The 11824-nt window shown below is 62.2% G+C and carries 14 protein-coding genes; 11 read left to right on the top strand and 3 right to left on the bottom strand.

The window, feature by feature from the left end; all coding sequences use genetic code 11:
* Positions 1 to 75 precede the first annotated feature (75 nt).
* Positions 76 to 288, bottom strand: a complete 213-nt coding sequence (locus M3A49_RS35560; protein WP_266233059.1) for a hypothetical protein — start codon at positions 286 to 288, stop codon at positions 76 to 78.
* Between the two features lie 143 nt (positions 289 to 431).
* Here M3A49_RS35560 and M3A49_RS35565 point away from each other — a divergent pair, with 143 nt between their 5' ends.
* The 4 genes from M3A49_RS35565 (at position 432) to ugpB (ending at position 3527) form a co-directional block, all read left to right on the top strand.
* Positions 432 to 713, top strand: coding sequence for a hypothetical protein (locus M3A49_RS35565; RefSeq protein WP_266233060.1), 282 nt, complete (start codon positions 432 to 434; stop codon positions 711 to 713).
* Positions 714 to 826: 113 nt separating this feature from the next.
* Positions 827 to 1510: a class I SAM-dependent methyltransferase gene (locus M3A49_RS35570; RefSeq protein WP_266233061.1), complete on the top strand. Its 684-nt coding sequence runs from the start codon at positions 827 to 829 to the stop codon at positions 1508 to 1510.
* A 46-nt stretch (positions 1511 to 1556) separates the two neighbouring features.
* Positions 1557 to 1955, top strand: a complete 399-nt coding sequence (locus M3A49_RS35575; protein WP_266233092.1) for a VOC family protein — start codon at positions 1557 to 1559, stop codon at positions 1953 to 1955.
* A 225-nt stretch (positions 1956 to 2180) separates the two neighbouring features.
* A complete protein-coding gene (gene ugpB, locus M3A49_RS35580; RefSeq protein ID WP_266233062.1) occupies positions 2181 to 3527 on the top strand; it encodes a sn-glycerol-3-phosphate ABC transporter substrate-binding protein UgpB in 1347 nt (448 codons plus the stop codon).
* A gap of 117 nt (positions 3528 to 3644) precedes the next feature.
* On the opposite strand, the gene M3A49_RS35585 is transcribed toward ugpB, so the two are convergent.
* Positions 3645 to 5501: an acyl-CoA dehydrogenase gene (locus M3A49_RS35585; RefSeq protein ID WP_266233063.1), complete on the bottom strand. Its 1857-nt coding sequence runs from the start codon at positions 5499 to 5501 to the stop codon at positions 3645 to 3647.
* A gap of 104 nt (positions 5502 to 5605) precedes the next feature.
* On the bottom strand, positions 5606 to 5905 hold the full coding sequence (locus M3A49_RS35590) for a helix-turn-helix domain-containing protein (RefSeq protein ID WP_266233064.1): 300 nt from the start codon (positions 5903 to 5905) through the stop codon (positions 5606 to 5608).
* A 22-nt stretch (positions 5906 to 5927) separates the two neighbouring features.
* Here M3A49_RS35590 and M3A49_RS35595 point away from each other — a divergent pair, with 22 nt between their 5' ends.
* From M3A49_RS35595 to M3A49_RS35625, 7 genes are all read left to right on the top strand, one after another.
* Positions 5928 to 6083, top strand: a complete 156-nt coding sequence (locus M3A49_RS35595) for a DUF2345 domain-containing protein (RefSeq protein ID WP_266233093.1) — start codon at positions 5928 to 5930, stop codon at positions 6081 to 6083.
* 66 nt (positions 6084 to 6149) lie between these two features.
* The gene (locus tag M3A49_RS35600; RefSeq protein WP_266233065.1) at positions 6150 to 6308 is read left to right on the top strand and encodes a hypothetical protein; all 159 of its coding nucleotides are present in this window, start codon (positions 6150 to 6152) and stop codon (positions 6306 to 6308) included.
* 69 nt (positions 6309 to 6377) lie between these two features.
* Entirely contained in the window at positions 6378 to 7937 is a 1560-nt protein-coding gene (locus M3A49_RS35605) for an esterase/lipase family protein (protein WP_266233066.1), read from the top strand.
* A gap of 101 nt (positions 7938 to 8038) precedes the next feature.
* The gene (locus M3A49_RS35610) at positions 8039 to 9007 is read left to right on the top strand and encodes a T6SS immunity protein Tli4 family protein (RefSeq protein ID WP_266233067.1); all 969 of its coding nucleotides are present in this window, start codon (positions 8039 to 8041) and stop codon (positions 9005 to 9007) included.
* Between the two features lie 4 nt (positions 9008 to 9011).
* The gene (locus tag M3A49_RS35615) at positions 9012 to 9278 is read left to right on the top strand and encodes a hypothetical protein (protein ID WP_266233068.1); all 267 of its coding nucleotides are present in this window, start codon (positions 9012 to 9014) and stop codon (positions 9276 to 9278) included.
* A 350-nt stretch (positions 9279 to 9628) separates the two neighbouring features.
* Positions 9629 to 10339 carry a hypothetical protein gene (locus M3A49_RS35620; protein ID WP_266233069.1) on the top strand — a complete coding sequence of 237 codons (711 nt, stop codon included), beginning with the start codon at positions 9629 to 9631 and terminating at the stop codon, positions 10337 to 10339.
* A gap of 166 nt (positions 10340 to 10505) precedes the next feature.
* Positions 10506 to 11822 (top strand): methyl-accepting chemotaxis protein, encoded by a 1317-nt coding sequence (locus M3A49_RS35625; RefSeq protein WP_266233070.1) that lies wholly within the window; start codon positions 10506 to 10508, stop codon positions 11820 to 11822.
* Positions 11823 to 11824: the final 2 nt, after the last annotated feature.

Here is an 11824-nt window from a genome sequence, read left to right on the forward strand (position 1 = left end):
GAGTGGCATGGGTGAGAGTGAAATCGCGGCGCGCGAAGGCACGCTAAGGCACGGTTTTGCCGACGGCCCCGAAATTCAGCGGCGATTATGCGTAGCGCCCTCCGCGGACGAATTTGAAAAGCGGAAAGACTGAGTTTCAGAATTCGCATGATCGCGAATGCGCCGCCACTGCGGCTTCACAAGGTTGTGACCCGCGCGGGCGTTGTTTTTTTGCGGCGAATTTTTGTTATTGATAAGAATGTCTAAATAAATATCGCGGCCGCTATCTGCGCGTCGCAGATTAAACATTTCTTCATTTTCGTGCGGATGTTTGGCGAAAGTCGCGCCTCTATCCTTGCCTCACGAGTCGCATCCCGATTCGATGCTGGAACGGGCAACGCTTCCGGCCATGACCGATAGCCCGGCCCGCGAGGCCGCACAGGAGAAACGAGGTGAGGATATTCAAGAGCGGCGCATGCGCCGCAATCATGCTGTCGATAGCGGCGCTCGCGCATGCACAGGCGGCGAGCGCGCCGCAAGCGAGCGTGCAGCAGTCGGCGAGCGCACAAGTCCTATTCATGAAATCACGCATTCTTTCTTACGTGTTGCGCGCCGCGCTATGCGTTACGGTCGCCGCTGCCTTCTCCGGATGCGCGAACCTGCATCCGCAGCCCAACGGTCCCGGCGATTGCGTCGGGCCGGCCGGCTTCTGCTTGCCGTTCTTCGGTTCGTAATTCGCGAGATCGGTCTTCTTGCGGCCGTGCTCGCGCACCGCTCCGGGTGTTCTGCGGCGCGCATAATACGCGTTTCGGTGGCATATCCACGCTCCGCGTCGACGAGGAGACCCATGAATCGCGATATCCGCACCGACGCCGAAGTCCTCGCATCATGGCAGCGCAACGCGACGCCCTGGATCGCCGCCGTGCGCGGCGGCGAGATCGCGAGCCGCCGGCTCGTGACCGACGCAGCGATGCTCGACGCCGTGCTCGCGTGCGCGCCGCGCAGCGTGATCGATCTCGGCTGCGGTGAAGGCTGGCTCGCGCTGGCGCTTGAGCGCCGCGGTGTCGCTGTCACGGGCGTGGACGCGGTGCCCGAACTCGTGGAGGCCGCGCGCGCGGCGGGGTTCGCGGACTGCCGCCTGCTAACCTACGAGCAGGTCGCGCAGGGCGCATTACACTGCCGCGCCGATGCGGTGGTGTGCAACTTTTCGCTCATCGGCTCGACCTGCGTCGATGATCTGCTGCGCGCGGTGCCCGCGTTACTGGAGCCGCACGGCACGCTCATCGTGCAGACGCTGCATCCGCTCATGGCATGTGGCGACGAACCTTATGTCGACGGCTGGCGCGCCGGATCGTGGGCCGGATTCAGCAGTGCTTTTCGCGACGCGCCGCCGTGGTACTTTCGCACGCTCGAAAGCTGGATCGCGTTGCTCGACGCAAGCGGTCTCGACATGCGCGCGCTGCGCGAGCCACTCGACCCGCGCAGCGGCAAGCCGGCTTCGGTGCTGTTCATGGCGCAACCGCGCGGTTGACACCACCCCGCGCGCCGCTGCAAACGAGGAGGCAAAGACGATGGCGATGATTTCTCACGTGTACATCGGCGTGAACGATTTCGAGCAGGCATTGACGTTCTATTCCCCCATCATGCAGGCGCTGGGCTTCGTGCTGAAATTCCGCGAGCCCGACTACCCCTGGGCGGGCTGGATGGAGCCGGGACTGCCGCGTCCGCTCTTCCTGGTCGGCCGGCCGTGGGACGGCAACGCCGCGCAACCCGGCAACGGCCAGATGGTCGCGCTGCTCGCGCCTTCGCGCGCGGCAGTCGACGCCGCTTACGCCGCCGCGCTCACGCACGGCGGTGCCGACGAGGGCGCGCCCGGCGTGCGCCCGCACTATCACCCGAACTACTACGGCGCGTACCTTCGCGACCCCGAAGGCAACAAGCTCTGCGTCTGTTGCCACGATCCCGTGGACCATTGATACCGCGCGGCAAGCCATCACACGGGCGTCCCATTCGCTGTGCTACCCTTGCCCTGCCTTGGGCCGAGGGTGCTGTGCGCGCGTGCGAACGACCGCCGGCGGACGGCCCGATGTATCGACGCCGAAAAGCGAAGTCGAAAATCGAAGTCCTGAACCAAAGTCCCGAGCCGCGCCTCATCGCGAGCATGCGCCGGGACAACGACCAATAACAGGAAGAAGACCCAGATGAACAAGCACGAGATACAACGCGCAGGTTCGCGCGGCCGCTTGCGCGCGCTGATCGCCGCCGTGGTGCTGGCGGGCGGCGCGCAAGCCGCGCATGCCGCCACGGAAATCCAGTTCTGGCATGCCATGGAGTCCCAACTCGGCGAGCGCGTGAACGCGATCGCGCAGCAATTCAACGCGTCGCAGAGCGAATACAAGATAGTGCCCGTCTTCAAGGGCACCTACGACCAGACGCTGGCCGCCGGCATCGCGGCCTATCGCAGCGGCGACGCGCCCGCCATCCTGCAGGTGTACGAAGTTGGCACCGCCACGATGATGAACGCGAAGAAGGCCGTGCTGCCCGTGTACGACGTGATGAAGACCGCCGGCGTGCCGCTCGACGAAAAGGCGTTCGTGCCGACCATCGCGAGCTACTATAGCGACGCGAAGACGGGCCATCTGGTGTCGATGCCGTTCAACAGCTCGACCCCGGTGCTCTACTACAATCGCGACGCCTTCAAGAAGGCCGGCTTGCCCGACGCGCCGCCGAAAACCTGGCCCGAAGTCGCCGAAGCCGCCGCGAAGCTCAAGGCCTCGGGCATGACCTGCGGCTTCACTACCGGCTGGCAGGGCTGGATCCAGATCGAGAACTACAGCGCGTGGCATGGCGCACCGCTCGCGACGCGCAACAACGGCTTTGACGGGCTCGACGCGCAACTCGAAATCAACAAGCCGCTGCAGGTCGCGCACATCGCCTTCCTGCAGAACATGGCGAAGCAGGGCACCTTCACCTATGTGGGCCGCAAGGACGAAGCCACGGCCAAGTTCTATAGCGGCGACTGCGGCATCATGACGGGCTCGTCGGGCGCGCTGGCGAACGTGCAGCAATATGCGAAGTTCAAGTTCGGCACCGGCATGATGCCGTACGACCCGAGCGTGAAGGGCGCGCCGCAGAACGCCATCATCGGCGGGGCGAGCCTGTGGGTGCTGGGCGGCAAGAACCCCGAGGTCTACAAGGGCGTGGCGAAGTTCCTCGCGTACCTGAGCTCGCCGGCCGTCGCCGCGAAGTGGCATCAGGACACGGGCTATCTGCCGGTGACGAAGGCCGCGTACGAACTCACGCAGCAACAGGGTTTCTACGCGTCGCATCCGGGCGCCGACACGGCCACGAAGCAGATGCTCAACAAGCCGCCGCTGCCGTGGACCAAGGGCCTGCGCCTTGGCAACATGCCGCAGATCCGCACGATCGTGGACGAGGAACTCGAACAGGTGTGGACGGGCGCCAAGACGCCGCAGCAGGCGCTCGACTCGGCCAACTCGCGCGGCAACGACCTGCTCAGGCGTTTCGAGCAGCAGGCGGCGAACTGACGCTCCAACGCTAGTGAACTGATCCGATGCCTCCGGTGAGGCATCGGGCTGCGCCCCAAAAGGCCGACGCCAGTCCGGTCTTTTGGGGCGCTTTGCTTGTGCTCCGTGCCCGCGGCTTTAGAACCACGCGTCCTGCATGTCGAGCGTGGTGCGATCGAGCGAGGCGAGCAGATCGAACTGCGCGCCCGTTTTCGGCAACTCCCACGCGAAGAAGTAGGCGGCCGCCGCGACCTTGCCGCGATAGAAGTCCGCCTCCTCGCCGTGCGTTCTATTGGACGCGGCGAGTGCCGCGCGTGCCACGAGCGCCTGTTCGAGCCACACCCAGGCCAGGACCACGTGGCCGAACGCTTCCAGGTACACCGAAGCATTGGCGAGTGTCACCGCCGGGTCGCCTGCTGCCCACAACTGCCGCGTGACTTGCGTGAGCCGCTCGAGTGCGGCTGCGAGCGCGCTGGCGTGGGTGGGTTCGTCTGCCGCGCCCGAAGCGTGTGCGCGTTTGAGCGTGGCCTGTACGCGCGCCACGAAGACCTTGAGCGCCGCACCGTCCTTGATGACGACCTTGCGGCCGAGCAGGTCGAGCCCCTGAATGCCGTGCGTGCCTTCGTGGATCGGATTGAGACGGTTGTCGCGATAGAACTGTTCGACGTTGTACTCGCGCGTGTAGCCATAGCCGCCGTGCACCTGGATGGCGAGATCGTTGGCCGCGAGACACCATTGCGAAGGCCAGCTCTTCGCGATGGGCGTGAGCAGGTTCAGCAGCAGCGAGAGCGGCTCGCGCTCCGCGCCGCCGGCGGCGCGTGCTTCGTCCACCAGTTTGGCGCACCAGAGGTTGAGCGCGAGCGCGCCTTCTACGTAGCTCTTTTGTGCGAGCAGCATGCGGCGCACGTCGGCGTGCTCCACGAGCCTCACCTGCCGTGAAGCCGGATCTTTGCCTGCCGCGCCCACAGGACGCCCTTGCGGACGGTTGCGCGCGTAATCGAGCGCATGCAGATAGCCGGTATAGCCGAGCATCGTCGCGCCGAGCCCCACGCCAATGCGCGCCTCGTTCATCAAGTGGAACATGTACGCGAGCCCGTGATGCGCCTCGCCCACGAGATAGCCGATCGCGCCCGCGCGGCCGCCCGGCGTGTGCCGCGTGCCTTCGCCGAAATTCAGCAGGCAGTTCGTCGTGCCGCGATAGCCCATCTTGTGATTGAGGCCCGCGAGCACGACGTCGTTGCGCTCGCCGCGCGAGCCGTCCTCATTCACGAGGTACTTGGGCACGACGAACAGCGAGATGCCTTTGACACCCGCAATGAGCTTGCCGTCGGGTCCGGGAATCTTGGCGAGCACGAGGTGCACGATATTCTCAGCAAGCTCGTGCTCGCCGCCCGAGATCCACATCTTGTTGCCACGCAGACGATATTGCGCGCCGAGCGGGGAGTCGCATTCGAAGTCGGCGCGCGTGGCGACATCCGAAAGCGACGAGCCCGCTTGCGGCTCGGAAAGGCACATCGTGCCGAAGTAGCGGCCTTCCAGTTCGGGGCGCACGAAGGTATCGATCTGCCTGGCGCTGCCATGCGCGAGCAGCAGGTTCGCGTTGCCGATGGTGAGAAACGGATAGGCGCTCGTGCCGACGTTCGCCCCCTTGAACCACGCGAAGCCCGCCTTCTCGACGACGAGCGGCAACTGCATGCCGCCGTATTCGTAGTCCTGGCCCGCGGCCATCAAGCCTGCGTCGCTGAACGCCTTCAACGCCGTCTTCACTTCGGGGATGATCGTGACCGTTTCGCCGTCGAAGTGCGGCTCGTGCTGATCGTTCTTCTTGTTGTGCGGCGCGAAGAGGTCAGTGGCGATCTTCTCGCAGGTGTCGAGCGCGGCGTCGAAGGTCTCGCGCGAGTGGTCCGCGTAGCGCGGAATGCGCGTGAGGCTTTCGACATCGAGCCATTCGTAGAGCAGGAAGTTCAGATCGCGGCGGGAAAGAATCAGCGACATGGCGGAACGGTCTCGCATCATGAGAGGAGAAGGTGCGTAGCGTACCTAAAATAGAACGAACGTGCTATTGGTAATTTCTCCAGCGACGCAGCGACCCAGCGGCCTTAGTGCTCGCCGCCAAAGTGTCGCTGCGGCGACACGCCCATGACACGGTTGAACATCGTCGAAAACGCCGTGGGGCTGCCGTACCCCAGTTCGTACGCGACGCGTGTGATCGACTCGCCCCGGTTTAGCCGGGCAACCGCCTCGATCAGGCACGCTTGCTCGCGCCAGGCGACGACGCTGGTTCCCAGCTGTTCGCGAAAGTCGTCCGATGAAGGAAGACTTGTATCAGCTGTGCAGCACACATCGGTGAAGAGACGCGCACTGCCAATGCCGTGATTCCAGTCACAGAGCGACGACATTGACTTGATTTCCGACAGGAACATGCAAATCAGGAGTGCCAATGGACGTGTCACTATTGAGCCAAAGGAAGAGTTCCTTCTAAAATGCGGTGGATCGTGCGTCCGAATTTCATCGACTGGTATCGAAGATGGAACGAAAGGCAACCGGTCTATCAAATCGACGGCCTTCAGCCGCTAGGGGCCCAGTTCACTCGCGGAAACCGTCAACAACGGGAAGCATGCGCCCTTCGACGACGAGTACACCTTGAAGTGGCCCTTCAGCGATGAACCGGTCTACAACCAGAAGTTCTCGATTATTCGCGACGACGGCAGCGTTATCCAGGGCAGGACAGATACATCTGGAAAGACCGGGCCGCAGCGCGGGCTGGCTGCTGAAAGCGTACGTCTTCGGATTGAAGATTAATCAGCATGATCCCGACCGAATACATAACTCGGCTAGCGCATATTTGCTTCAAAAAGGGAAATCCTGGACATGGCCACAACTGAACGTATCATTCCCGCGACCATAGCAGAGGATGGATCTGCGCACTACACCTCCGTCATGTCGGTGCCGGACGACAGCACAGCCGTTTGTTATATGGTCCCGAATCGCGTCATTCCCGTGATCTTCGTTCCGGGGGTCATGGGAAGCAACCTTATCGGGATTGAGGGCAGTCCGGTTTGGTTGGCCAATGGAGAGGGAGGGATGGCGTGGGGTTGGATAGGTAGGGGCGCTGAGGTACGAAAGAAAAAACTGGATCCGAATACAACGGACGTCTACGAAGATGGCGATATCCCGTCCGGGACCGCGCAGAGTGAGGTGGAACTGCGTCGGCGCGGCTGGGGGACGGTGGCGAAGATGAGTTATGGAACGTTCCTTCCCTTCCTGGAAAATGCACTGAACGATGCGCATGAGTGCAAGGCAGGTTTCCGGGCGAGCCTTATGAAACAACTTGTGGCCGATGCCCCGGGCGTAAGCGTGCTGTCACATGATGAAGTTGCGCTGTCATACAAGTATTACATGCCAGTTCACGCGGTCGGATACAACTGGCTGCAATCCAACTCGGATTCGGCAAAACATCTTGCGGCAAAGATCAAGGAATTTACCGACTACTACAAGAAGCAGAACAAGCTCTGCGAGAAAGTCATTATCGTTACCCATTCCATGGGGGGGCTCGTGGCACGATATTACTCGGAAGTCGATGGGCATCGTGACAAGGTACTGGGGATCGTCCACGGCGTGATGCCAACCACGGGGTCAGCGACGGCCTACAAGCGTGTCACGTCCGGCAGCGAAGGGGCTGCTGGCCCGGTGCTCGGGCCGGACAATTCCACGATGACACCGGTATTTGCGCAGTCTCCGGGGCCGCTGCAACTGCTTCCGGCCGTGGAGTACGGGATGGGGTGGCTCAAACTGAGGAACGGCAAGAAGCAGACCTCACTGCCGGTGAAGGATCCCTATCGTGAGGTGTACGCACAACGAGGGCAATGGTGGAGTCTCGTCAATGACAAGCTGATCAACCCGATGGATCCGGAGAAGAAGAATATCGATGCGGACTGGGATGCCTACGCATCTTCAATAATGAAGAGTATAAAACCGTTCCATGAAGCGATGCGGGGGAAATTTCATCGCGCCACCTATGCGTTCTACGGTGACGATGAGAAGCACAGGACCTGGGGTGATGTCGTCTGGGAGAGCAAGCTGAATCCGGTGCTGAAGTGGACCGATTCGTATGCGAAAGTCGAGAACCTCGAAAATGGACAGGTAATACAGGACAGCGGGACGGGCAGCCAGTCGCTGCTCCAGCGCAGTGGGGGCGATCCCATCTATATGCAATATAACCTGATGCCGCCCGAAGAAAATGGGGATGGGACGGTCCCTATCCGGTCCGGCCGTGCCCCTGCGGGGCAATCCGGTGTGCAGGCCTGTGTGGCCTACCCGGGGGTTGACCACGAGGGTGCGTACAAGAACCGTCCGCAGCAGTACTTCGCGCTATGGGCTGTCACCAGAATTGTTTCCAACGTCAAGGGTACGGTACTGGAATACAAGTGATGCCTCATCAAGCAAACAAATGGCTTTTTTTGCTTCCGTTGCTGGTCGTTTCCGCGTGTGGACGCCAGTTGGCCCCCTTGACCGAGCAGGAGAAACATCACGTGAGTGAACTGACCCAGAACCTGAAACCGTATTGCGTGTGGCGGTATCTGATTGACATGCCGGCCGATGTGCTGATGACGGGTGGCGCGACCGTGCAGGGCGTGAGGATCGAATCAGAGGCCATGACGCATGAAGCGTATCTGCAGGAAGTCGCGAACCGCAAGGCAGAACTCCGGGGTACGAAGAGTATTGACCCGTATCCATTTCTCTATGCCGATGATGAGATCGATGGTTCGGATGCGCACTACTTTGTCCATCGGGGGAACGTGGGTGACGGGCCTAGTCGCCGCGTTTTCGAAGCGTACAAATGGGATCATGGGTATCGGTTCAAGCTTGGAATCGAAGGGAGCGACTTCCTTCATCCCGATCAGACAAAAGATCCTATTGTTCAGCAGATCAAAATAAAGAATGATGTTCCAAAAAAAACACAACTCATATTCGACCTCGTCAAAAGACTCCGCTGGCGCAGCGAGGATGAAATACCTCGGGAACCCGGTCTCTGCTTTTTTGGTGCCTTTCTTCCTGGAAAAGCAACGGACAAGGAAGATGTCGGGACACAGTTTGTGTTTCCCAATAACCGGGATGTGAGTATCGGCATAGGCAGCGATTCAGGTATTCGCGAGTCCAATACTCTATTGCAACGCGGCGCCGAAATCAGCCGTGATTTGAACGCAATTGGGGGAAGGACTGTGCGCAAAGGCTCGGTCAAATTAGAGGGCATTGACGCGGAGGAGTGGCTTCTTACCGGCAAGACGGATCTAGGCGTTCAGGGGACCAAGTGCTTACTTGAAGCGAATTCAACGACGAGCGACGCCCAGTCGCCGCTGCTCACACTCGAGATGAACACCGGCTCTCCAAATGCATTTATGCAGGATCGCATCAAGGCTGCGTCCATGAGCGAGAGCGAAGCCGGCGCCGTGTGGGATATTGTGTCCCGCACACTTCGTCCGCGGCCGAACGGTTTCTGAGGGAGTGCCAATTCCAGTTGACTTCGCAAGCCTGCCCCCTGAGGAGCCTGTACCCGATAACCCACCATCGCGTCTACGCTGGACGATTGTCTTTTTCCTGATCGTGATCGTCGGCGCTTTTATCGTGCTGTTTTTCTGGCCAAAGGGCGAACCAGCCCAGACGCCCCGGTTCTGGACCTGCGTGACGGTTTATCCGTACGGGGTCGCCGCATTCGTGGTCTTGCGGCGCTACAGCGTTTACGAGGGCCGCCGGCTGGATGCCATCGTGTGAAAACGCCCGTGAAAATTATGTGACCGACGTGTTTGCGCAGGCCAGTCGTCCGCTCGGCGTTCTTGCCGCGACCACGAGGTTTGCCAGTGAGGCGAGCGAAGACGCGATTGGAAAATTGCTGGACGGGTCAGTCAAGCTCGAACCGCGGACGGCTCTGAAGCCCGACACTCAACGCGCGTTGGTTCGAGTCACCGGACAGAACCAAGGATGGGATCCGGTTCAGGAACGACGACGAGCGCCGACGGTATGTCCTCGCACGGGCGTTCAGCGAGGGGACCGACGCGGTCGCGGAAGCGGTACGTTCGTTGCCACCAGACTTGGGGTTGAAGGTCCAGTTGATGCTACCGGGCATGGTCGACACGGACGAATCGCTGGCGACCTGGAACAGGCAATGGGTATGGTCGGACCAGGCTGCAGAGAAACGCGAGCTCCTCGAGATCGAGCGCGAACGCACAACGAATGGGCGTCCGCAGCGCGAACTCGAAGGTGCACAGCAACGCGCGTCTCGCGATGGCGAGCGCGCGCAGGCCGAGATCCCGTCCCTGCAGACACAACCGGGGGACTTTCGCCATCAGACGGTTATGCTGGACGGGCGATTTGATGCAATGCGGGCGAGCCACGCTGCACAGGCGCAGGAGCTCGAATTCCTGCGGCGGAACGTGTCCGGTCCGGGTAGTGCAGCACGGCAGGTTCCGCGACGCGCGGCCTGGCAATCCGCCGGCCCCTGTGAAAGCTGTCCGCAAGTCCGGCGTGAAGTTATGAGTCGCACAGGACGCAGTCGGCGGAAGGCGGCCTGCCCGAAGATCGGTGTGTTAGTGCGCTACGAAGGGCGTGTGGTGCGGGTAGTGGCTGAAGCGCGCGGTCAGCGGGCGATCATCAAATCACTTGGCGAAGACGGACGCGCCTTCCGGAACTTGCATGTCGTCAATACACGTTTCACACGCTCAAATAACTGGGGCTCGAGCCAAATACAAGGGGGAAGTGCGATCAAAACGCGGCAAACGTTTGCAAATACTTGTCCTGTAAAGGGTTTCCTGAAGTTTCCCCTTTTGCTGCCGTAAACTCGTGCGCGGCTCCCGATTTTCTTGCCGAGCCCGCCAACGAGTCGCGCCGACGCCATACGGCGGCCCTTTTTGCAGCCGAATTCAATCAGGCGCATCAAGGTCCACCAGCCGCCGCCGCATTAACGCCCACCTGCAACTTTTTTTCCTCATCCAAGTGTCGTTCATGCTGGCAGATTCGCCGGGTCGCGCGCAGTCGCTTCGACCTTCCGGCTCGCAACCGCGCGTGGCCATCCGCGCGCTCGACGACGTCGCGCGCGCCGCCGACGCGGTGATGTATTCCACGCTCGTTCTCTCCGCTATCGCGGCGGTGCTGATCGGCTTCATCTATTACGAACCGCAGCTCGCGCTCGTAGGCGCCGCGCTGTTCCTCGGCGCCGGCAGCTTCGTGTTTTTCTGCGCGCGCGGCACGGCGCTTTCCCGCGTCGCGCTCGCGCTCGCCAATGCCGCGCTCGTCGCGCTGCATATCCAGGCCGCGCATGGTGTCACCGAATTCCATTTCGGCGTGTTCGTCCTGCTGGGCCTGTTGCTCGTCTATCGCGACTGGCGACCGATCGTGCTCGCGCATCGTCTGCGCGTGGCGGCCATCGAGGCGGCGGAGCTGTCGGACATCGTGCGCAGCGTGGTGCGCAAGCGCGAGGTGTGCCTCGCGGTGGACGGCATTCCGGCGAGCGCGCCCACAGCGGTCGCGCTCAAGGGGGCGATCGCCCAGATGGCGCGCGCCGTGCACGAGGTGAGCACGAGCACGGCGCACGTCGAGCAGGCCGCGCTCGAAATCGCGGAAGGCAACGCGAACCTGAGCGCGCGCACCGAACACCAGGCGGGCAGCCTGGAAGAGACGGTCGCCTCGATGGACGTCTTCACGCGCACGGTCATGGCGAGCGCGGAACACGCGCGCGAGGCGAGCGCGTTCGCCCGCGAAGCGTCGACGGTCGCGCAGGCAGGCGACGACGTCGTCGCGCGCATGACCACGACGATGGGCGCTATCGAAGCCTCGGCCAAGCGCATCTTCGAGATCGTCGATGTCATCGAGGGCATCGCGTTCCAGACCAACATTCTGGCGCTCAACGCGGCCGTGGAAGCCGCGCGCGCAGGCGAACAGGGACGCGGCTTTGCCGTGGTGGCCGGCGAAGTGCGCAGCCTCGCGCAGCGCGCCTCGGCCGCCGCGCGCGAGATCCAGCAGCTCGTGGAGAACTCGGCGAACGAAGTCGGAGCAGGCACGCAGCTCGCCGGCGAGGCGCGCGCAGCGATGGAAAGTGTGGTGCGCAGCATTGGCCGCGCGGCCGACATCATGGGCGAGATTACGGCGTCGAGCCACGAGCAGGCGCAGGGCATCGAGCAGGTCAACGCCATGGTCGCGCAGATGGACGACACCACGCGCCGCAACGCCGCTTTGGTGAACGAAGCGGCCGCCGCGTCGTCGTCGCTGCACGCGACGAGCGCGAAGCTGCGCGAGGTGCTCGGCCTCGTCGCGTTGTCGTGATA

The organism is Paraburkholderia sp. CNPSo 3076 (genome assembly GCF_026343935.1).
Classification (GTDB): Bacteria; Pseudomonadota; Gammaproteobacteria; order Burkholderiales; family Burkholderiaceae; genus Paraburkholderia; species Paraburkholderia nodosa.

Coding starts and splice junctions, on each gene's coding strand:
- M3A49_RS35585 (WP_266233063.1), bottom strand. CDS start 5,501: ATGTCGCTGATTCTTTCCCGCCGCGATCTGAACTTCCTGCTCTACGAA.
- M3A49_RS35595 (WP_266233093.1), top strand. CDS start 5,928: ATGCAAATCAGGAGTGCCAATGGACGTGTCACTATTGAGCCAAAGGAA.
- M3A49_RS35570 (WP_266233061.1), top strand. CDS start 827: ATGAATCGCGATATCCGCACCGACGCCGAAGTCCTCGCATCATGGCAG.
- M3A49_RS35575 (WP_266233092.1), top strand. CDS start 1,557: ATGATTTCTCACGTGTACATCGGCGTGAACGATTTCGAGCAGGCATTG.
- M3A49_RS35625 (WP_266233070.1), top strand. CDS start 10,506: ATGCTGGCAGATTCGCCGGGTCGCGCGCAGTCGCTTCGACCTTCCGGC.
- M3A49_RS35605 (WP_266233066.1), top strand. CDS start 6,378: ATGGCCACAACTGAACGTATCATTCCCGCGACCATAGCAGAGGATGGA.
- M3A49_RS35590 (WP_266233064.1), bottom strand. CDS start 5,905: ATGTCGTCGCTCTGTGACTGGAATCACGGCATTGGCAGTGCGCGTCTC.
- M3A49_RS35620 (WP_266233069.1), top strand. CDS start 9,629: ATGGTCGACACGGACGAATCGCTGGCGACCTGGAACAGGCAATGGGTA.
- ugpB (WP_266233062.1), top strand. CDS start 2,181: ATGAACAAGCACGAGATACAACGCGCAGGTTCGCGCGGCCGCTTGCGC.
- M3A49_RS35560 (WP_266233059.1), bottom strand. CDS start 288: ATGTTTAATCTGCGACGCGCAGATAGCGGCCGCGATATTTATTTAGAC.